The sequence below is a fragment of the Vibrio sp. S11_S32 genome, from assembly GCF_014694465.1.
Lineage (GTDB): Bacteria > Pseudomonadota > Gammaproteobacteria > Enterobacterales > Vibrionaceae > Vibrio > Vibrio algicola.
Genome location: NZ_JAAUWS010000009.1, coordinates 45346 through 65093, shown reverse-complemented (window position 1 = coordinate 65093; position 19748 = coordinate 45346). Strand labels below are relative to the sequence as shown.

Sequence of the window (19748 nt, the reverse complement as noted above, 5' to 3'; positions counted from 1 at the left end):
TCTATTCAAGAGGACTCATTATGAGCCGCACTGTATTTTGTAGTTTCTTAAAAAAAGACGCTGATGGTCTAGATTTTCAATTGTATCCTGGTGATTTAGGTAAACGTATTTTTGATAACATCAGTAAAGAAGCGTGGGGACAATGGCAACATAAGCAAACCATGCTGATCAATGAAAAGAAATTGAACATGATGGATCCTGAACATCGTAAATTACTTGAAACTGAAATGGTGAATTTCTTGTTTGAAGGTAAAGACATCATCATTGAAGGTTACACGCCACCAAGCGAATAGCTGATAAATATTAAGTAAGGCAAATAATGATGAGGCAAAAGTTATCGCCTCATTTTCGCTTATACCGCCCGCATCCATTTAAAATCATAAAATTAAAAATACAATGAATATTAAAACGTCGTTATTCATCTTAGTCTGCCTGATTTTATCTGGTTGTAGCCGTGAGTTTGTTGAAGGGATGTACGATGTGGATTACACCCCCTCAAATCGCTTTGCTAAAAACCTTGCTCCATTACCCGGTCAGTATCAAAAAGATACCGATGCATTAGATAATTTAATGACCCAGTTCTCAGGCGATATCGCCAAACGCTGGGGTAATGATGATATTAAAATGGCTGGGGCTAAAAATTACGTCAAATATACCGATGATTACTTAAACCGCTCAAATATTGATTTCGATAACGGCACCGTCACCATCGAGACCATTGCATCAACCGATCCCAAGCAACACTTACGCCACGCGATTGTGACCACACTGCTAACCCCAGACAAGCCAGGTAATGTCGATCTATTCTCATCTAAAGAGATCGCATTAGGGGGCAAACCTTTTCTTACCGGTCAAGTAGTAGATCAAAACGGAAAATCAATAGAATGGTCATGGCGAGCCAGTCAGTTTGCCGACTATTTGATTGACCATAAATTACAAAAACGCCAAGTTGATTTTAAAACCTCTTATTACGTCACCATTCCAATGGTAAAAAATCACTCCAAGTTACGCAGTTATCAATATGCTGACATCGTGCGTAAGGCGTCGAAAAAATACGATATTCCTGAAGATTTAATTTACGCCATCATCAAAACCGAAAGTAACTTTAATCCGTATGCAGTGAGTTGGGCTAAGGCTTATGGTTTGATGCAGATTATTCCAAGAACCGCCGGACATGATGTTTTCAATATTGTAAAAGGCAAATCTGGCATGCCAAGTCCAGAATATTTATACAATCCAGCCAATAATATTGATACCGGTACCGCTTACTTCTACCTTCTTGAAAAGCGTTACTTGAAAGGGATTAGTAACCCGACTTCATTACAGTACAGTATGATTTCAGCTTATAACGGTGGCGCAGGTGGTGTGTTTAATACTTTTGGTGGCGGGAAAACCAGTGCCATTAATAGCATTAACCATAATCAACCGAGTCAAGTTTACTGGGCATTGACGAAAAAACACCCGAATGCAGAGTCGAGACATTACTTAGAAAAAGTGACACGCTATAAAAAAGAATTCCATGCAATGAAGTAAAGCGTTCAAAAAACCGACCAAACGCTCAAATGCGCAGCAAACAAACACTTTTTTTAGGTTTTTTACAAAAAATAGTTGACGGTTTGGGCTAAAACTCGTTTAATAGCGCCCGTTGCCCGGATAGCTCAGTCGGTAGAGCAGAGGATTGAAAATCCTCGTGTCGGTGGTTCGATTCCGCCTCCGGGCACCACAATTTAAAATTGTTGGTGTTTGATTTTTAAAATTAAAACGGTAACATAGCAACACAGTAAAAGGTATAGTGTGCCGACTTAGCTCAGTAGGTAGAGCAACTGACTTGTAATCAGTAGGTCACCAGTTCGACTCCGGTAGTCGGCACCATCTTTTGCCTCGATAGCTCAGTCGGTAGAGCAGAGGATTGAAAATCCTCGTGTCGGTGGTTCGATTCCGCCTCGAGGCACCATATATTGAATGTTGGTGTAAATCAGCATTGTAAAAGAGTAATTCCCCTTTAGTTCAGTTGGTAGAACGGCGGACTGTTAATCCGTATGTCGCAAGTTCAAGTCTTGCAAGGGGAGCCAATTTCGAAAGAAGCAATAAGCCTCATCCTTGGATGAGGCTTTTTTGTCTCTATCGCCCCAGCTCTCAGAAAAGTATAAAAAACAAAATCCTCAATTCAGCAAGAAACCGATTGTTATTTTTTTGTTGGTTATAGGTTAACTTCGATCAACACCTCAAAACCCTACGTTACTGTGCAACATTTGAACAATTAGTTCGAGCTCACTTTAAAAGTCAGCAAACTGTATTCCACATTTTTATTATTCCACTCCAGACTCAATGACTTTACGGTCAATTAGCACTATTTCTATCTAGCAAAACAATGTACTCAAGCAATATTGTTGAACCTAGTGGATATCTTTTTTATATGGAGATAAAAATGAAAACAACCCCTCTTTCAATAAGCGCCCTATTGGGTGTTATTGGTTTATCGGCACTATCGAGTAATGTGCAAGCTCATGGTTATATGGACTATCCACCTGCCAGACAGCAGATCTGTGATATAGATGGTGGCTATTGGGATTCTAGCGATGGCCATACCATTCCAAATGCAGCTTGCCGTGCGGCATTTATTGAATCAAGCTGGACACCGTTTGTGCAAAAGCCGGAATTTGCCACTTTAGTCTCTAATTACAACAATCAAACAGCGGTTGAGACGGCGATCACCGACGGCAATCTTTGTTCGGCGGGTGATAAAGCCAAACATGGTATTGACCTCCCATCGCCAGATTGGCAAAAAACAAAAGTGGATTTAACCAATAATGGTAAGATCACTCTGCAATATCGCGCTAACACACCCCACAACCCAAGTTTCTGGAAAATCTACCTAAGCAAGCCAAGTTACGACTCTGCCACTATGCCGCTTGCATGGACCGATCTAGAGCTAATAGCCGATTTTGGCAACTTACCTATCGTCACCTTAAACGGTTTAAAGTATTACCAAATGGAAGTCACCCTACCAAGCGATCGCAGCGGCGATGCGGTTTTGTATAGTCGCTGGCAGCGTCAAGATCCCGCCGGTGAAGGTTTTTATAACTGTAGTGACATTTCATTTAGCGGTAATGACAACGGCGATGGCGGCAATGATAACCCATTAGATAAATGGATAACCTCGGGGAATTATTTGGCTTCGACCGTAGATGCTAGTGTCGGCGATAGCGTATGGTTCCGCGTATTTGATGAGAATGGCAATGAAACCGTATTCGAAAAATTCACTGTCACCAATGATGATGAGCATGTATGGGGACAAGATCTAGCCAACGTGATCAATCAAAAATATGCTCAGCAAGTCCAAATTGGTTTAAAAAACAATTCAACCACAACAATTGAATATCAAACTAATGATTTATATAGCAATTTAGTTTATTTAACCCATAGCAACCACACCCAACGTCTTGAAGTCAAAACCGGCAATAATGCGCCTGTAATTAGCGCTCCAACCCAATTGAGTGTTGAAAGTGGTAAAAGTATCATCTTTGATGTTTCGGTGAGCGATGCTGATAACGATCCACTGATGTTTAGCGTCGATAAAGGCACTATCCTATCTCAAACCGCAACCAGCGTTACCATTAACTACCAAGCGGCTGTAACGGACGTTGATAGCAGTGATAGCCTTACGGTCTCCGTGGGCGACCCAGCATCAACCACTACAGCGGTCGTGACTATCGCGATTAGTGCTGAAAAAAATGATGACGGCGGTAATGGCGGTGAGACAACATGGAACGCCGATACTATCTACAACACCGGCGACACGGTTTTATTTGCAGGGATTACTTATACAGCAAAATGGTGGATTAAAGGCGAAACACCCAATACCTCTGCCGCGTGGGAAGCACAGCGTAATGCGAATGATACCCAGTGGCAATCCAACTTGGTCTACACCTCTGACGATGTAGTGAGTTATAACGGTTCAAATTATAAAGCTCAGTGGTGGACGAAAGGCAATCAACCCGATCAAGGTGGGCCTTGGAAAAAACAGTAACAGTAACAGTAATGCTTTAAAATACGATAAATGATATTTCAAGTATCGTAAAGTGTGCATTAAGGGGTCTAACATTCTGTGTTAAGACCTCTTTTTTTATCCATTTATCGCCTTATTCATCGATAATTTAACCTTTCTTTTTTATCATTAATAAGCCACTTTTCATTCCAACTGACCATTTATTGGGTTTTACTGAAGTTCCTCTCATTAATAACAAGTTGATTTTTTCAATCTAAAGGCAAAAAAATGCACTTTTTATCAGCAAAGGTGGCAATAAACGCACAGCGGCGATTATAAAATCAGCAAACGAATGTTTTTTTGCATTTTACTGTTGACGGCAACCTCGAAAAACCGTTTAATACCCCCCGTCGCCCGGATAGCTCAGTCGGTAGAGCAGAGGATTGAAAATCCTCGTGTCGGTGGTTCGATTCCGCCTCCGGGCACCACTATTTATAGTTGGTGTCCACGACAAGTAGACATCAATTAAAAGAAAAGAAGAAAATTTGTGCCGACTTAGCTCAGTAGGTAGAGCAACTGACTTGTAATCAGTAGGTCACCAGTTCGACTCCGGTAGTCGGCACCATTCTTTTCTCGTTTATATTGCGACAACGCATATAAAACGAAAAATAAAAAGTATAATTCCCCTTTAGTTCAGTTGGTAGAACGGCGGACTGTTAATCCGTATGTCGCAAGTTCAAGTCTTGCAAGGGGAGCCACTTTCTGAAACTTTGATGTATATTGAAGTTTTATAAAGCCGACTTAGCTCAGTAGGTAGAGCAACTGACTTGTAATCAGTAGGTCACCAGTTCGATTCCGGTAGTCGGCACCATTCTTCTGTTTTAATAAGCAGTAAGAATAAAAAAGAATAATTCCCCTTTAGTTCAGTTGGTAGAACGGCGGACTGTTAATCCGTATGTCGCAAGTTCAAGTCTTGCAAGGGGAGCCAATTTCGAAAGAAGCAATAAGCCTCATCTTTGGATGAGGCTTTTTTGTATCTGCGCTATTTCTCTTATCTATCGCTAGCTGACGACATCCGCTTAGCTCAATAGTTTTGTTCGAATCCAAATTACACATTCACCTCATCAATGAAAAATAACTTTCCATAAAAAAAAGCCCGCCTTTGATTTACCTTCATATAAAACGCTGTATTATTAAAAGTAACTTTAAGAGAGAGCTATCATGAAAAAAATATTACCAGTTATTACATTAGGCTTGTTAACGGCTTCAGGCGCATCATTCGCAGCAGACACATCCGGCCCATACATTGGGGCGGGTATTGGGGTAGGGATCTTTAGCGCAGGTGATTACGCTGACGACCTCGGTAGCGGTGATCCTAAATCAAGTGGTGTAGCGTATAACGTTTATACCGGCTATATGTTTAACCGTATTGTTGGGGTCGAACTTGGCTACAATGATTACTCAACCTCGACTTACGACAAAAATGATATAAAAACCAAGCCAACCTCGATTTCACTCGCGGCGAATTTAGGCTATACCTTTGATAATGGCTTGCGTCCCTTTGCATTGATTGGCTTAAGTTCAACGAACCTACATCAAACAGGTAATGCTTTAATACTAGATAAAGACAATACTGCCGCTCTGCATTACGGTCTAGGGCTTGATTACACCCCAGCTAGCCTATCGGGCGTTGGCTTCCGAATTGCCTACCAAATTGATGCTTTCAGTGTAGACAGCGATATAAATATTAAAAATGGTAAGTTAAAAAAGACTTCCTACACCATGGGGGCTGGAATGGCTTACGCTGCGGTAAGTTACCATTTCTAATAACCTAAACAACTATAATGAGTTCAGACTGAGGTTTCCCCCTGCCTCACCCTATACAAGGAAGTATAATCTAAAGGGGACTCGCTCAATTTGGAGCCTCCCCTTTAGATCTGAACTTTATTTTTAAGTCGCTATTTTTCCAAGCGTGCTTATCGAAAATTCGGCTAGTTAGTCAAACCACCAATACAAACATATTTGGTTTCTAGATACTCTTCTAGCCCTTCTTTACCGCCTTCTCGACCCTTGCCTGATTGCTTAACACCGCCAAAAGGAGCCACTTCCGTTGAAATGATCCCTTCATTAACGCCAACCATGCCATATTCAAGGTTATGCGCCACTCGCCAAATACGGTTCATATTTTGACTATAAAAATAGGCGGCTAAACCATAAATCGTATCATTGGCCATCTTGATCATTTCATCTTCATCGCTAAAACGAATTATCGGCAATACAGGACCAAAGATTTCCCCCTGCACTAATGGACGATCATGTTCAACATCGACCAAAACGGTAGGCGCAACAAATTGTCCATCTAACTGCACTTCTTTATTAATTTGCTTGGCCCCTCGCCCTTTCGCTTCACGGATCAGATCCGACACTCTTTGCTTGGCTTGTAGGGTAATAAGTGGGCCTATATCCGTACTGTCATCTAAACCGTTACCCACGGTCAGTTTATCAACCGCAGTGACCAGTTTTTCAACAAATTCATCATAAACGCTGTCTTGTACATAGAACCGATTGGAGCAGACACAGGTTTGCCCAGCATTACGAAATTTACTCGCGATGGCACCTTGTACCGCACTATCAATATCGGCATCATCAAACACCACAAAAGGCGCATTACCGCCAAGCTCCATCGAGGTTCGTTTAATGGTTGAAGCACATTGCATTTGCAGTTTACGCCCAACTAACGTCGACCCCGTAAACGAAAATTTTCGAACCGAAGAGTGATAAGTAAACGCTTCGCCAATATCATGTGCATCGCCAATCACCATGCGCAGTACGTCTTTCGGAATGCCCGCTTGATAAGCCAATTCCGTCACCGCAATCGCCGTTAATGGTGTTAATTCAGACGGCTTACAAATAAAGCTGCAACCAGCGGCTAATGCAGGGGCAGCCTTACGGGTGATCATCGCTAATGGGAAATTCCAGGGTGTAATCGCCGCAGCGACACCAATCGCTTGTTTAACCGTCAGCAAGGTTCGGTCACTAGAGGGCGAAGGAATGGTCGAACCATAAGCACGGCGTCCTTCTTCAGCAAACCATTCAATAAATGATGCGCCGTATCGAACTTCCCCTAATGCTTCTTTTAGTGGTTTGCCACCTTCAAGCGTAATAATGCGCGCTAAGTCGTCTATATTTTCAAGAATTAACTGATGCCAACGCTTAAGCAAATTTGAGCGATCTTGAGCGGAACGTTTTTGCCATTCAACCTGGCCGACTTCAAGCTCTAAAACTTCATCTTCAACTTGGGCTTGATTGACCGTTTTGACGATAGCCAGCAAACTATCATCAAATGGGTTGAATACTGATAGCCCTTTCCCTTCTGTTAGCATTGCAGCCAGAAGTGTTTTATTTTTTATGTGATTCATACTATTCCTTATTCTAAGACTAGGGGCTGTTGATCTTTCGTGATTAAATTTTGTTCGAGATAAAAGCCTTTTAATCGAGGAAAGTCGATTGAAGCCTAGTTATTCTAAGTAAATGAGACTTAACGAAGAGTAAAAGGCTTTTAGCCGAACCCTTCGGGCTGCGTTTGTTGGTCTTTTCTACTTCGTCATCGGCTTTTCGTGTAGCCAGCTACACCACAAAGCCTCTTCCTTGTATAAAAACCCAACAATTCGCAGCAAAAACAACCACGAAAGATCAACAGCCCCTAATCAGATTCAAGCGTTATTAAAGCTTCGTTTAAGAGTGTCACAAACTCAAGCGCTTAGATAGAAAAAAGCCCCAGTCATCACGACTAGGGCTCACTTTCTTTTGATACTAAAGTAAAATTAATCGAGAGAAATAAACAGCACTCGACCTTCTTTCTTGATCGTTGCGTCACCTTTGATTGTGAGTCGCGGATCGTTTATTACTTCAATATTGGCATTTTTCCAACCATATTGATAAAAGAATGGCTTAATGTAGTGATAGCGCAAATTCGATTCTATGTTAAATGAAGTCGATTGTGTGCGATCTAACATATACTTGCTCATTTTTTCTTCATCAACACTCACCACCACTTTATCAAATAGCTTTGGCTGCTTGAGGTAGTCTCGACCATCGTGCTGCATTAAAATCTGCGACATTACATCACGACTGTGGGCGTAGCTGTAGTTATAAGCATGCATCTGATATGAAAAAGGAATAAACAAGGTTAGTAATGTCAATAATCGCCACCATTTATTCGGGATCAACATCAAGAGCACCGCCATACCAATTGGGAAGGTCACTCCAGAGCGAAGTGGCACTTTCACCCCTAATGGCACTACACTGGCATACAGTGAGATCACCACAATTAACACGATGACAGTATATTTAAAGTGCTTAACCAGCGCCCATAAGGCAGTCAAAGCAATCGGGATATAAAGCCAAGGACTTAACGCGCCAAAGTAATCAACGTTACGATCAAAGTTACCAGCACTTTTAGCAATATTGGCCAGTAATGATGACAAGCTATTTGATGGTGTTTCTTGACGCCAACTGACAAAATGAATAAAGGTCGCATGATCGGTAAACATCGAGGTATACAAGTACACCAAGCCATTCGCAACCGCATAACCGGCGACATACCCTAAAACCCAAAAGCACAAGAACTTAAAGATCTCACCATAAGTTGCATTTCTTAAATATGAAAGAAAAAGCAGTGGTATTAAGAAGTAAAAGGCCGGGTAAGTGGCAAATAATAAAATCCCCGCCACAATCAGTAAGGCTGAACGATGAATACTCTCTTTATAACAAGCAAACAACGCTAGCATAAAGCAGCCTGGAAGCAAGGTCATTGGCCATTTCAACAACATGGTAAATGACGGAATATTGATAATTAATAAAGCAACTGCAATCGCTAACCAATAGTCTTTCTTCACCCCCATCACGACTTTATAAGCGAAGATGAACAAGAAGATATTGGCTAAGCTCGCCGCCATCACCGCCGGCATTGCTCGTAAAGGATAATAAAGCGCAAAGTTAATCCAACGACCTTCAGTGGTGAACTTCTCTGCGTAGCCGTTCATATATGGCAATGCATCATGGGCAATATTCGACGACATAGCCAAATGCAAATTCAGCACCGTCACTACTGCAAATACAACCACCACTAACCATTGAATAACTTGTAGCGGATCAAGGCGACCATTTTTGTCGTAAAATCCTTGAGTTAACTTGTCCATCGAAACTCCATCTGTGAACACTTTCTTATAGCCAAAATAATTGATCCCCATTGAGACACAGACCGCTAATGCTTGGCCGATATACACATGTAAATGACCAAAATGCACCAGCAAATACAGCGAACCGGTTGAACACGCCAATGAGGTCAAGTTGACCACACAAAACGGGATAAACTGCCCGCCTTTTTTCTCGCTTTTAAATACAAAAGTACGATTAAGCGCGTAACTCACTATCATGCCAACAAAATACGATAAAACCGAGGACACCAAATAGCGCCCCGACATTTCATAAAACGCCATAAAGGCCAAGTAGGCGGTGACAGTATTCAGTCCCCCTACGATGGCAAAGCGTAACTTTTGCTGAAAATCAGAAGTAACTAAGTTACTCAGCAGTTGGGCTGGTTTCTTCAGCATCGGTTTCTCTTTGTTGTTTAATAATATATAGAGGACGATCTTTTGATTCGTTGTAAATACGCGCAATGTATTCACCGACAATACCGATGGAGATCAATTGAACCCCACCCATAAATAAAACGGCGACGAAAAGAGAAGTCCAACCCGACTCCCAATGATCAGTCATAATACGAACATAAACCGAATAAAGCAGCATTAACATCGCGATACCAGAACAAGCAAAGCCCATTAATACGGATAATTTCAATGGTTTAACCGAGAACGACAAAATGCCATCCAAACCAAATTTAATCATTTTTGTTAGTGGGTATTTAGATTCACCCGCAAAACGTGGAGAACGCTCGTATTCAATTGCCGTTTGATTAAAACCAATCCAGCTCACCATACCGCGAATAAAGCGCGATTTTTCAGGCATCGCAATCAAATGATCCACCACTTGGCGATCCATTAAACGAAAATCGCCGGTATCCAATGGGATTTCAACTTCTGACAAGTAATTCAATAAGCGATAGAAGGTTTTGGCGGTCACTAATTTAAACCAAGATTCACCATCACGACTGGCACGAGTGCCATAAACCACGTCAAAGCCTTGCTCCCACTTAACGATCATATCTTCGATGACTTTAGGTGGATCTTGTAGATCGGCATCGATCAACACCACTGCATCACCGGTGCTAACATCTAAGCCGGCACTCACTGCTTGTTGGTGACCAAAGTTACGAGAAAATGAAACTGTTCTCACATTATCATGCAGCTTACTATGAGCTAAAAGCTTAGCCTCAGTATCATCTGAACTGCCGTCATTAACGAAGATCAATTCAAATTTATAGTTAGCAATTCCCTTAGTGACCGAAAGTAACTCGTCCATCGTTGTATCAATAACTTCGCTTTCATTAAAACAAGGAACCACAATAGAAACTGTTTTCATATTTTCTCCAGGAACTTCTTTAGCTCAATCACCAGTCAAACACTCACATGTCGCTAGTTTTCAAAAATTAATGTTGCTTTCCCGCACCTTAAGTGCCGCCACATGATCGTCTGATCATTCACTAATATTGAAGTTAACAGTTCAATGTTAGAGAAATGACAAGTAAAAGTGTAAATATTTATTACTTAGTGAAATTTAAGTCAATTAACGTCTTATTGATCAAAAAATGCAAGTTGTGAGGCACCTCACACCCAATTCAATCCTAAGTAGGCACCTAAAGCGTGATTTAGTTCGCATTTATTTTCTATTAATTAAACGTATTCAGCTAACCGGTCAGTCACTACGACCTAGATGATAAGTTTAGTTACAAATTGAGATTGTGCTTAGGAGTTAAGGTCTGTTTTGTGTTGAGAGGAAAAGAAACAAAATCAGTGGGGCAGAAGAAATAAAACTTTAAACGCAAAAAAGCCGACCCATGAGGATCGGCTTTTTTCTAAATAGTGGTAGCGGTAGGCGGACTTGAACCGCCACGCCCGAAGGCAACGGATTTTGAATCCCAATTTAGCAGTTTGCATAGGTATAATAGTTGAGTTAAGGCGTTGTTTCAATTGTTTTTAGCTTTTTCTGGTTTCTTCCGGTTTTGGTAGGTTTACGCCTAGTTTACGCCTAGTTATCATTCCTGTAGTCCATAAAAGAACACTGTTTTTTTATTATCGGAGCCCACGCACACAAAAAAAAGAAAGCCCCATATAGGGGCTATTTCACTTAATCAGGTTGTTTGTCTGCTGAGGTGGTAAGCACTTCTTAGCTGATGCTATGGCCGCTTTCCTTGCGTGTTGGTATATCTTAGCCTTGCGCGCTCTTAATGGGGATACAATCTTATTTAATGCCGATGTAAGCGACTCAGCAGCTCTCTGTTCGCGCTCTAAGTCACGAATGACCTCTGGCTTGCCTTTCTCGCCCTTAAGCCACTCAAATACGCTCATGTGAGATTTAGACAGAGCATTCTTAATAGCGGTGCGTTCTTCTTGGTTTGCGTTGAAACCAATAAGTGATAGTAGCTCGTTAGTTGTTGTTGCGTTGTCGTAGTCAAACATATTTACTTCCTTTGCTTGGTTTAGCTTAATGAAAAACACATAAAAGTGACACTCATCACATTACCCAACGTTAAGGTGTGGTAAACAATATTTTATTAGAAGCACCTTAGCAGGAAGTATTTAAACTCATGACTATACTGAAAGTTGATTGTGTATAGTGATTTAACTTAAACAAAGAATGGTCTTAATATGAAAAAAATAATTATGCTTATCGCGCTATTCCAATCAGGATTTGCCATGGCGAACTGGGGCAGAGTGAGTGACGATACATCAGTAACAACAAACAAACACGGCTATAGCGCAGTGCTATATTCGGGCGAGAATGGACTTAGCATTGGTTTCACAGCTCCCGCTTCAGGATGCATTGCACGCAGCGATTCTCTGATAGCAATGAACGCACCGATCCGCGTAGATGGTGTGCCAATAAAAGCTAACGCACAGTGCGCAGATAAGGGGCTTGCGGTATTTTTACCGAGAGAATTAGATCAAGGCACGGTTAAAGCTATATTTCATTTCGGATCGTCGGTAAAGGTTGAATTCAATAGTTATGATAGTCAAACTTATTCTGCTATGGGATACAAGGCGCAAAGCGATAGAATATTTAATAATTGGGTCAAAAGCCGTAAGTAATATAAAGCCCCGAGCAGGGCTTTTCTTTATCAAGGGGCTTAGGAACAAAGTGTACGCTAACAACAAAACCTCCTATTACCCCACCAACTTATTGATTTATATAAAAAAACCACCCCACCACCCCACATTATCCCGCATTACCCCGACCACCATCACGATAAGTGTATAATTTTAAAGGAAAAAAACGCCGTTATCCCGTTATCCAAAATTCTATATATATAAAAACAAATACAGATTAATAGATAAACTTATCAATACTAAGTAAAAAAAAGAGACACTCAAAAGACGGGATAACGGGATAATATATATATTATTACTTATATATCAATCGCTTACTCACACCCTAGCACGAATAATGACCGGATAATTAGGGATAACGAAGGCACAACCCCTTACGAGACAAGGGCTGAGACGGGATAACGGGCACAAAAAAGCCCCCAAAATGGAGGCTCTTACTGCTAAAGTGCTCTTTTTAGTTCAGATAGAGCCAAATTCTCCTATATTGCTTCACTTGCTAACCTCACTTGATTTTTTTCGTTATCTACCGAAAGGACACCGCTCATAACAAGCCGGCCTAATGCGTGCTGATAGATTGATGACTTGCCTTGTTTCTCTGCTTTGCGTACTGCTGAAGATATATCTTTCGGCTTACAAACCTTCTGTTTGAGTGAACTCAATGGCAGCCCCTCGCTAGTGCAAAACTTTAGAATTCGCTCATTAATCATGGTTAGCTGATCTTCATATTCACCACTTTCTGCTGCTGTAGCTTTACTTAGTAGGAATTTGCAGTCCTCGATGTGACGCAAAACAAGCGCAAATGCATAGCGCACATCGGCCTCGGTAACTTCGCCAGTTGTTACGGCTAGCAGTGAGCAAATACATAGCGCACGGTCGCCCAGCCGAGCATATAGGCCGCCTAGCGTTGGATGATTCCGCATGGTCCTATCAAAGTGAATGACGAGACTGTTGAATAGCTTTTTTGCTGTTGGAGTAATTTTGACGTTACCAGAACGGCTCAAGGATCGCTCTAGAGCGATAATTGTATCCCCACTGCACAATTCAGGGCTCGGGTTTAAATTTAGCTCTCTGCGTTCTTCATCGGCGCGAATCACTATAGATCGACCCATTAAGCCGCTTTCTATACTCTCGCTAGATACAACGTTATCTATTTTTTCCGGTGTGGATGCCATGCTCATATTAATCAGCGGATTCTTGAAGCCTGACTCGATGCACTCAAGAACACGCTCAAGCTTTTTGATTTTTTTATTTAAGGCATCCTCGCGCTTTGAATTGAAAGCCTTATCACTCTCTAGAATGTCATTAAGTTGCTTTTGAGTCTTGGCTAAGTCGGCCTCGTATTTTTGGCGAAATTCGCGGCGGTGGTTGCCTGATAATACGTAGTTTGATTTAGTTGCCATTGTTAGCATTTCCGCGCCCATAGCAACCTGATAGCTTTGCGCGTTCTTACTGCTCATTGCATCAAATAGGCCGTGCGCTTCATCAACGGAATACGCCGTTAATCCCTCAGTTTCCACCAGGTTAGTGATCAAGTCTTTGTCCGATCGCGGCTTATTAAAGCAATATTGAGATAGGCTTAGCTGGCTAGCGATTTCATCAAAGAATGCCTGCCCGTTTTCCTTTCCTGCTGCTGTTGGTGCGATCAGTAGTGTAATTACGTTTAGCTTTGAGCCAGTAAACGAACGAATACCAGCCTTAGCAGCCACCAGCGCAAGGACTTGCAAGCCATATAGCGAATAAGCCTCTGGAAGCGCCCTGTGAGCCGATTTAGCCATTGATGCACACATGTCTCCAAGAATTCCGTGCGGCGCTGTTATATCCACTTGAGCAAGGCCGAATGGGTTTGTTTGTTTTTCTGGTACATTACGATCGACTTCACATAGTTGACCTATAAACTTATCAATGGTGTTGTCATGGTTGCTTTGCATAGTGTAACCTCATATCGCTGGTGGATCGTCGATAAACTAAGCCACCAGCTATAGATTAATTAATTAAGCCGCTTCTCTTTGAGTTGTGGCTTTTTGTTTTTTTAAGATTCGATTTGTCGCCTCAATGAATAGCAGTTTCGCCTTTATTCGGTTAAGGCTGGCTTGTGCTTTTTGGGATAAAGGTCTACTCACCTGTACCACCTTGCTGCTCTGGTAGCAGCCCAGCGAGATATAGACCAAACAGGGGGATATTTAGATAGCCGCGCTTACCAACTTGTCGGTAACAAGTTGATAGACCGGCGTGCTTATCTCTTTGCCAGAACAGGCGCTTTAGTTGCGCTGCAGTGAATTGTTGGAAGTGTTTAGGGACCTCTGAAACTGGTAGCCAGTTAGTTAGGTCGCTAGATAGTGTTGCTATTTTTTCTTGGTCAAAAGTAGTCATTTGAGTTTGCCTCCGTCGCATGTGGTTAACTCGCAATAAAGATACGGTCTGCCACTTTTTGAATCACCGGAAGAAAATCAGAAAAATATAACTACTTTTCCCTTCTTATTGTTTTTTAAAGAATTTTACCGCCTCTTTATACTCTGCCGAGTCACTTTTTGCTACGAACACGCCGCTTTTGTGCTCGCGCCATTTGCCTGCCTTTTTATCCGAAGCCGTCTGTTCTGTTTCGTTCCAGAATGCTTGTCCAGTCGCATGTAAAACAATCGTTGCAAGGCTTGTAGCATCTAACTGTTCAGGCTTCAACTCAGGAAACCCACCGCTTAGCCAAAGCATTTCCACATAAGCAAACATCTCAGCCCTTTTGTCACCCTTGATTTTTAGCTTCTCAGACCTTTCTTGTGATCCCTCGACTATTGCAGCCACTTGCAGTCGTGGGTTTATAATGCGCTGGTTGGTTTCCGCATTAAATAATGTATGATCTTTCCAATATTCTGACGGTCTGGCGTTTAGCTTTCTGAGTAGTTCGGCAGCTAGGCGTACTATGTCATCCTCCCTGCTTTTGTTCTCGCTCTTTGAGTCGGGAACTGGTGCCACATCGGTGCAATATATAAAGCTGTTAGCGAATCGCTCCGCTGTTGTATCCCTGCCGTTTTTGATTGGCACATCAGTACAGCCAAGGTATTCAACGTAAAAATCTTTAAGGTCGTTTAAGATTTTGCCCTTATCTTTCATTTTGCGATACCTCCAAAAATTCTATCGGTTAAGTTGGCTTTATGTTCGGTGCATAAGTGCGCGTAACGCTGCGTCATGGTGATTGATTTATGTCCCAACACTTGAGCGATCTCAAGTAAGCTAGCTCCATTCATGGCTAACAAGCTCGCGCATGTGTGGCGCAAATCGTGAAATCGAAAGTCTTTTATATCCGCTTTAGTTAGCGCCTCACGCCAATGGCAATCAAAGTTTTTAAAATAGCCGCATAAATTATCACTGTACGGAAACACATAGCCGCCGATTTGCCTAAACTTAATCAGCTCGGTAACTAGATCGTTGGTTAGCGTCAAAATGCGCTGCTCGCCGTTCTTAGTTTTGGGTAGGTGTGCAGTCCTTGCTTTTAGGTTGATACTTTCCCATTTGAGCGTGATCATCTCACTACGGCGTGCACCTGTCGTTATCGCCATAACTACCAATAAATAAAGCTGCTCCCAGCCCGACTCCTTACAGACGCTTAAAAGTCGCTGTAATTCGTCATTGCTTAAAAACCGCGTGCGCGCGTTATCCTCAGTGGCTTGCTGGATGCCCTTTGTAGGATTGTGATCAATGTCGTATTCGTTTGAAAGGAATTTATACAGCGAGCCAAGCGCTGCTTTGTATCGGTTTACTGTAGCAGGGGATTTACTGCCAGAAAGGCTTTTTAGTTCAGCTCTGACTTGCTGACGTGTGACTTTGCCAACTGGTTTATCACCGAAGATAGAAACCCAGTAATTTAAACGTTGGATTTTTGATAGGTCTTTGCCGCTATCCTGCTTTATAAATTCGCTTGCAGCATCAGCAAAAAGTAATGAATTGAGTGTGTGGTCAGTTAAGGCGTGAGAAAAGTCATCATTCACTAGTACATTAGCCGCGAACTTTTGAGCCTCTTTCTTAAGCTTAAATGTTTTAGATACGCGAAAACCACCACGCATGAATTCAACTCTATACGTAGTGCCTTTTTTACCCTTACGGGATTGAATTGTTGCCATATTTTTACCCTTTACGCCAAATTACGCCAAAAACGCAACCGCATAACGGGGAAACAAAATCAAACAACTGGTTTTAATTTCTCTAAGTCTTTGACCAAAAAGACAAAAAGAAATGGTAGCGGTAGGCGGACTTGAACCGCCACGCCCGAAGGCAACGGATTTTGAATCCGTCGTGTATACCAATTTCACCATACCGCCACTAAATTTTTCATCCGGTCGCGCTTTGAGTTGCCGCTAAGGAGTGACAGGAATTATACTTATGCTAAGACGTCATGCAAGTAATTAATTTTGAAATTGATTTGATCGCTGATATTTTCAGCATAAATTACGCTTTTATACATTTTAGTTCTTTCCAGTGCTCGGCCAACTCGCTATTCTGCTGATAAGTTTACTAATGATAGAGTGCTATGACTTCCCTACCCAATCAATCGCCTGCTGGATTCTTTCGCCGCTTTGGCGCGTTTTTTTATGATACTTTAATCATTATTGCCGTTTTGATGATCGCAGTGGGGATTATTGTCGCCACCATGGAAGCCTTGGTTTACCTCGGCGTAATGGATTATGGCGGCTATATTGATGCCAGCGACTTACTGAACCATCATCCGATTGGGCGTTGGTTGTATCATGCTTATCTTTTATTGGTTTGGTTTGGCTTTTTTAGCTTCTTCTGGCAAAAAGGACAAACGCTTGGTATGCGTGCTTGGAAGATCACTGTGATGAATCAAGATGGTAGTGCGATCAGCTTTAAACAATCTTTAATTCGCTTTGCTACTGCCTTGCTTGGGTTAGGCAACCTACTTTCTCTCGTGACTTCTGATAAAAGAGCACTGCAAGATATCTGCGCTCAATGCCAAGTCGTGTATTCGCCACAAATTCGTTAATACCCATTCCATAAATTGAATGATCGTTCAAAATTGAGTACAGAAAAAAGTATCAAAGGCGACGGATGGACTTTTCTCAAGCGACCAAGGACGGATCAGCGTCTTTTCGGCCTATTCAAATGGATCAAATATTAAATGGAATTGGTATTAGTTAAAATAGCGCGAAATGAATACTCAAAAAAAAGGGATGCCAATCTAAAATGGCATCCCTTTTTTTTAGAACAACTGCCCCTAGGCTGGCTATAGCTTACGGCGCATGAGCATGACGGCAACGATTAAGAATAACACGCTGGGAGTCAAGGCCCCGATTACCGGTGGAATGCCGTATACCAAGCTCATAGGACCAAAAACTTCACTCGATATATAAAAGGTAAAGCCAGCTACAATGCCCGATAAGATCCGAGCGCCCATACTCACCGAGCGCAACGGTCCAAATACAAACGATAACGCCATTAACATCATAACCGCCACCGAAAGAGGCTGGAATACTTTGTGCCAAAATGCCAAATCGTAACGCGAAGCATCTTGTTTTGACTCTTTTAAGTAATTCACGTAATCGTATAAACCACTCAATGGTAACTCTTCAGGCTTGACCGTAACGACGGCTAATTTATCAGGTGTTAATGTGGTGTCCCATTCATAACTGGGTAAATTGGTTTTCGATATTTGTATTTTATTTTCCATTTTAGTGACTTGGACGTTTTTCATTATCCATTTTTGGCCTTTTTCATATTTAACGGTGTCGGACACTAAAATATTTTTAAGGTTTTTATCATGGTCGAATTGCCAAATACTGACGCCGCGTAACTCATGCTCGCCATTAACTCGTGCAATGTAGATAAAGTTATCACCATCTTTGGCCCATACCCCATCTTGTACAGAGGTGATACTGCCACCAGCAATCGCCAATGCACGGCCATCACGCGCCATTTTTTGCGCTTGAGGTGAACCCCATTGGCCCAAAATCATGATCATCAACATTAGCGGAACTGCAGTTTTTAAGACCGAAAGACCAATCTCTAGTTTGGATACGCCAGAAGCTTGCATGACAACTAACTCAGAACTGGCTGCTAACATACCTAAACCAATCAAAGCGCCCAACAAGGCCGCCATTGGAAAGAATACTTCGATATCACGTGGGATACTCAAAATCACAAAATACAATGCTTCGGTTAAATCGTAAGTCCCTTTGCCAACTTTGCGTAACTGCTCAACATATTTGATGATGGCAGACAAACCAACTAAGGTTGCTAAACACAAAGAAGAGGTCGCAATAATGGTGCGGCCAATATACCAATCGAGAATTTTAAACACGGCTTAGATTCCCTTCTTCTTTTTGAATCTATCTTTGAGTTTTCGCACAAAGATACTATCTAAACTATTGAGAATGATCCCGACCACCAATAGCCCAGCATTGATTGCCCACATCCCCACCGAAGCCGGAACGGAACCATCTTCAATACCCGATTTCATCGCACTGATCGATAAGAAATACGCTAAATACAATAAAACGGCTGGGAACAGTTTGGCAAACCGCCCTTGTCTTGGGTTAACCGAGGACAGTGGCACCACCACTAACGTTAATAAAGGCACACACACAATCAAAGTGATACGCCATTGCAATTCAGCTTTTGCCTCTAAATTAGGGTTATTCCATAACTCTTTGATCGGCAGCGCTTCCCATTTACGTTTCTTTTTCTTAGCCTCTCGCTGACCGATCAAACCAGAATATTCATCGTAACTGGTGTTCATGTAATCTAATGAGTTAGGCACACCTTCATAGCGCACCCCATCTTTTAAAGTCAAAATTTGACGACCATCGGCAAACTCTTGCGCCACACCTGAGTTAGCAAACATTACGCTAGGTCTGGTTGAGCCCCTTGGCGCAGGTTGCGCGACAAACACATTGGTCAATTTTTTATCTTTTATATCGTCAACAAACACCACAGCTTGACCATCTGGAGAGGTCTGGAATTGACCTTTTTTCAATAAATCGATACTGCTACTGGTTGAAAGGTGCTCCATGAGTTGAGCCACTTTTTCTTGGCTCCAAGGGGCAAGCCAAACCGAGTTCACCATCGCGATCCCGCCCGTAATAATGGCAAGATAAAGCGCGGCATGGATCAAGAATTTATTCCCGATACCGGTGGCGTTCATTACCGTGATCTCACTCTCGGCATACAAACGACCAAAGGTCAGCAAAATACCGACATAAATACTAAGAGGCAGCATCAGCAAGCCCATCGTCGGCATGTTTAAACCCACGACTTGTAGGATCATGCTGGCAGGGATATCCCCATCAGAGGCTTCGGCAAGCACACTTATAAATTTTTGGCTAAAAAACACGAGAAAAAGCACAAAGAATACGGCTAACTGGCTTTTGAGTGTCTCGCGGATCAAATATCTAACAATAATCACGCAGTATCACCTATACAAAACTTGTTTTTTTGACGGAATCACTATAATTTTCCGATGAGTC

The 19748-nt window shown here is 42.0% G+C and carries 16 protein-coding genes and 10 tRNA genes; 15 read left to right on the top strand and 11 right to left on the bottom strand.

Going from position 1 to position 19748, the window contains the following annotated elements; translation table 11 throughout:
* Positions 1-20: 20 nt before the first annotated feature.
* The 13 genes from HC723_RS07240 to HC723_RS07180 all read left to right on the top strand — a co-directional run bounded on the left by HC723_RS07240 (position 21) and on the right by HC723_RS07180 (position 5815).
* Entirely contained in the window at positions 21-293 is a 273-nt protein-coding gene (locus HC723_RS07240) for an oxidative damage protection protein (RefSeq protein WP_153446231.1), read from the top strand.
* 103 nt (positions 294-396) lie between these two features.
* Entirely contained in the window at positions 397-1533 is a 1137-nt protein-coding gene (gene mltC, locus HC723_RS07235; RefSeq protein WP_190338632.1) for a membrane-bound lytic murein transglycosylase MltC, read from the top strand.
* Positions 1534-1647: 114 nt separating this feature from the next.
* A tRNA-Phe gene (locus HC723_RS07230) sits at positions 1648-1723 on the top strand.
* A 73-nt stretch (positions 1724-1796) separates the two neighbouring features.
* Positions 1797-1872: transfer RNA gene (locus HC723_RS07225), tRNA-Thr, on the top strand.
* Between the two features lie 6 nt (positions 1873-1878).
* A tRNA-Phe gene (locus HC723_RS07220) sits at positions 1879-1954 on the top strand.
* A gap of 42 nt (positions 1955-1996) precedes the next feature.
* A tRNA-Asn gene (locus HC723_RS07215) sits at positions 1997-2072 on the top strand.
* 356 nt (positions 2073-2428) lie between these two features.
* Positions 2429-4030: a lytic polysaccharide monooxygenase gene (locus tag HC723_RS07210; protein ID WP_190338631.1), complete on the top strand. Its 1602-nt coding sequence runs from the start codon at positions 2429-2431 to the stop codon at positions 4028-4030.
* A gap of 370 nt (positions 4031-4400) precedes the next feature.
* Positions 4401-4476 (top strand) — tRNA-Phe (locus tag HC723_RS07205).
* A 61-nt stretch (positions 4477-4537) separates the two neighbouring features.
* Positions 4538-4613 (top strand) — tRNA-Thr (locus HC723_RS07200).
* A 57-nt stretch (positions 4614-4670) separates the two neighbouring features.
* Positions 4671-4746 (top strand) — tRNA-Asn (locus HC723_RS07195).
* 37 nt (positions 4747-4783) lie between these two features.
* Positions 4784-4859: transfer RNA gene (locus HC723_RS07190), tRNA-Thr, on the top strand.
* Between the two features lie 41 nt (positions 4860-4900).
* A tRNA-Asn gene (locus HC723_RS07185) sits at positions 4901-4976 on the top strand.
* 233 nt (positions 4977-5209) lie between these two features.
* Positions 5210-5815, top strand: a complete 606-nt coding sequence (locus HC723_RS07180; RefSeq protein WP_153446228.1) for a porin family protein — start codon at positions 5210-5212, stop codon at positions 5813-5815.
* Positions 5816-5979: 164 nt separating this feature from the next.
* Here the strand turns inward: HC723_RS07180 and HC723_RS07175 are convergent, their stop codons facing one another.
* From HC723_RS07175 to HC723_RS07160, 4 genes are all read right to left on the bottom strand, one after another.
* Positions 5980-7407 carry an NAD-dependent succinate-semialdehyde dehydrogenase gene (locus tag HC723_RS07175; protein WP_153446226.1) on the bottom strand — a complete coding sequence of 476 codons (1428 nt, stop codon included), beginning with the start codon at positions 7405-7407 and terminating at the stop codon, positions 5980-5982.
* A gap of 405 nt (positions 7408-7812) precedes the next feature.
* Complete coding sequence (locus HC723_RS07170) at positions 7813-9603, bottom strand: GtrA family protein (protein WP_190338630.1); 1791 nt, start codon at positions 9601-9603, stop codon at positions 7813-7815.
* Positions 9572-10531, bottom strand: coding sequence for a glycosyltransferase family 2 protein (locus tag HC723_RS07165; RefSeq protein WP_153446223.1), 960 nt, complete (start codon positions 10529-10531; stop codon positions 9572-9574). Before HC723_RS07165 ends, HC723_RS07170 begins: the two co-directional genes overlap by 32 nt.
* Before the next feature lie 761 nt (positions 10532-11292).
* Entirely contained in the window at positions 11293-11628 is a 336-nt protein-coding gene (locus tag HC723_RS07160) for a hypothetical protein (RefSeq protein ID WP_190338629.1), read from the bottom strand.
* A 189-nt stretch (positions 11629-11817) separates the two neighbouring features.
* Between HC723_RS07160 and HC723_RS07155 the strand changes: the two genes are divergently transcribed.
* Entirely contained in the window at positions 11818-12258 is a 441-nt protein-coding gene (locus HC723_RS07155) for a hypothetical protein (RefSeq protein WP_190338628.1), read from the top strand.
* A 497-nt stretch (positions 12259-12755) separates the two neighbouring features.
* Here HC723_RS07155 and HC723_RS07150 read toward each other — a convergent pair whose 3' ends face one another.
* From HC723_RS07150 to HC723_RS07130, 5 genes are all read right to left on the bottom strand, one after another.
* On the bottom strand, positions 12756-14204 hold the full coding sequence (locus tag HC723_RS07150; RefSeq protein WP_190338627.1) for a hypothetical protein: 1449 nt from the start codon (positions 14202-14204) through the stop codon (positions 12756-12758).
* Between the two features lie 184 nt (positions 14205-14388).
* Entirely contained in the window at positions 14389-14646 is a 258-nt protein-coding gene (locus tag HC723_RS07145) for a hypothetical protein (protein WP_190338626.1), read from the bottom strand.
* A 105-nt stretch (positions 14647-14751) separates the two neighbouring features.
* Positions 14752-15381, bottom strand: a complete 630-nt coding sequence (locus HC723_RS07140) for a hypothetical protein (RefSeq protein ID WP_190338625.1) — start codon at positions 15379-15381, stop codon at positions 14752-14754.
* Positions 15378-16388, bottom strand: coding sequence for a tyrosine-type recombinase/integrase (locus tag HC723_RS07135; RefSeq protein WP_190338624.1), 1011 nt, complete (start codon positions 16386-16388; stop codon positions 15378-15380). Before HC723_RS07135 ends, HC723_RS07140 begins: the two co-directional genes overlap by 4 nt.
* Before the next feature lie 113 nt (positions 16389-16501).
* Positions 16502-16586: transfer RNA gene (locus tag HC723_RS07130), tRNA-Leu, on the bottom strand.
* 209 nt (positions 16587-16795) lie between these two features.
* Between HC723_RS07130 and HC723_RS07125 the strand changes: the two genes are divergently transcribed.
* On the top strand, positions 16796-17269 hold the full coding sequence (locus HC723_RS07125) for an RDD family protein (protein ID WP_190338623.1): 474 nt from the start codon (positions 16796-16798) through the stop codon (positions 17267-17269).
* A gap of 240 nt (positions 17270-17509) precedes the next feature.
* Here the strand turns inward: HC723_RS07125 and lptG are convergent, their stop codons facing one another.
* Together lptG and lptF are read right to left on the bottom strand one after the other, a co-directional pair.
* Positions 17510-18583, bottom strand: a complete 1074-nt coding sequence (lptG, locus tag HC723_RS07120; protein ID WP_190338622.1) for an LPS export ABC transporter permease LptG — start codon at positions 18581-18583, stop codon at positions 17510-17512.
* Positions 18584-18586: 3 nt separating this feature from the next.
* Positions 18587-19687: an LPS export ABC transporter permease LptF gene (gene lptF / locus HC723_RS07115; RefSeq protein WP_153446217.1), complete on the bottom strand. Its 1101-nt coding sequence runs from the start codon at positions 19685-19687 to the stop codon at positions 18587-18589.
* Between the last annotated feature and the right edge of the window lie 61 nt (positions 19688-19748).

What these genes read in the sequence shown, in the direction of transcription:
- HC723_RS07135 (WP_190338624.1), bottom strand. Translation starts at nt 16,388, where the DNA reads ATGGCAACAATTCAATCCCGTAAGGGTAAAAAAGGCACTACGTATAGA.
- HC723_RS07140 (WP_190338625.1), bottom strand. Translation starts at nt 15,381, where the DNA reads ATGAAAGATAAGGGCAAAATCTTAAACGACCTTAAAGATTTTTACGTT.
- HC723_RS07160 (WP_190338629.1), bottom strand. Translation starts at nt 11,628, where the DNA reads ATGTTTGACTACGACAACGCAACAACAACTAACGAGCTACTATCACTT.
- HC723_RS07125 (WP_190338623.1), top strand. Translation starts at nt 16,796, where the DNA reads ATGACTTCCCTACCCAATCAATCGCCTGCTGGATTCTTTCGCCGCTTT.
- HC723_RS07150 (WP_190338627.1), bottom strand. Translation starts at nt 14,204, where the DNA reads ATGCAAAGCAACCATGACAACACCATTGATAAGTTTATAGGTCAACTA.
- HC723_RS07145 (WP_190338626.1), bottom strand. Translation starts at nt 14,646, where the DNA reads ATGACTACTTTTGACCAAGAAAAAATAGCAACACTATCTAGCGACCTA.
- HC723_RS07165 (WP_153446223.1), bottom strand. Translation starts at nt 10,531, where the DNA reads ATGAAAACAGTTTCTATTGTGGTTCCTTGTTTTAATGAAAGCGAAGTT.
- mltC (WP_190338632.1), top strand. Translation starts at nt 397, where the DNA reads ATGAATATTAAAACGTCGTTATTCATCTTAGTCTGCCTGATTTTATCT.
- HC723_RS07180 (WP_153446228.1), top strand. Translation starts at nt 5,210, where the DNA reads ATGAAAAAAATATTACCAGTTATTACATTAGGCTTGTTAACGGCTTCA.
- HC723_RS07210 (WP_190338631.1), top strand. Translation starts at nt 2,429, where the DNA reads ATGAAAACAACCCCTCTTTCAATAAGCGCCCTATTGGGTGTTATTGGT.
- HC723_RS07175 (WP_153446226.1), bottom strand. Translation starts at nt 7,407, where the DNA reads ATGAATCACATAAAAAATAAAACACTTCTGGCTGCAATGCTAACAGAA.
- HC723_RS07240 (WP_153446231.1), top strand. Translation starts at nt 21, where the DNA reads ATGAGCCGCACTGTATTTTGTAGTTTCTTAAAAAAAGACGCTGATGGT.
- HC723_RS07155 (WP_190338628.1), top strand. Translation starts at nt 11,818, where the DNA reads ATGAAAAAAATAATTATGCTTATCGCGCTATTCCAATCAGGATTTGCC.
- HC723_RS07170 (WP_190338630.1), bottom strand. Translation starts at nt 9,603, where the DNA reads ATGCTGAAGAAACCAGCCCAACTGCTGAGTAACTTAGTTACTTCTGAT.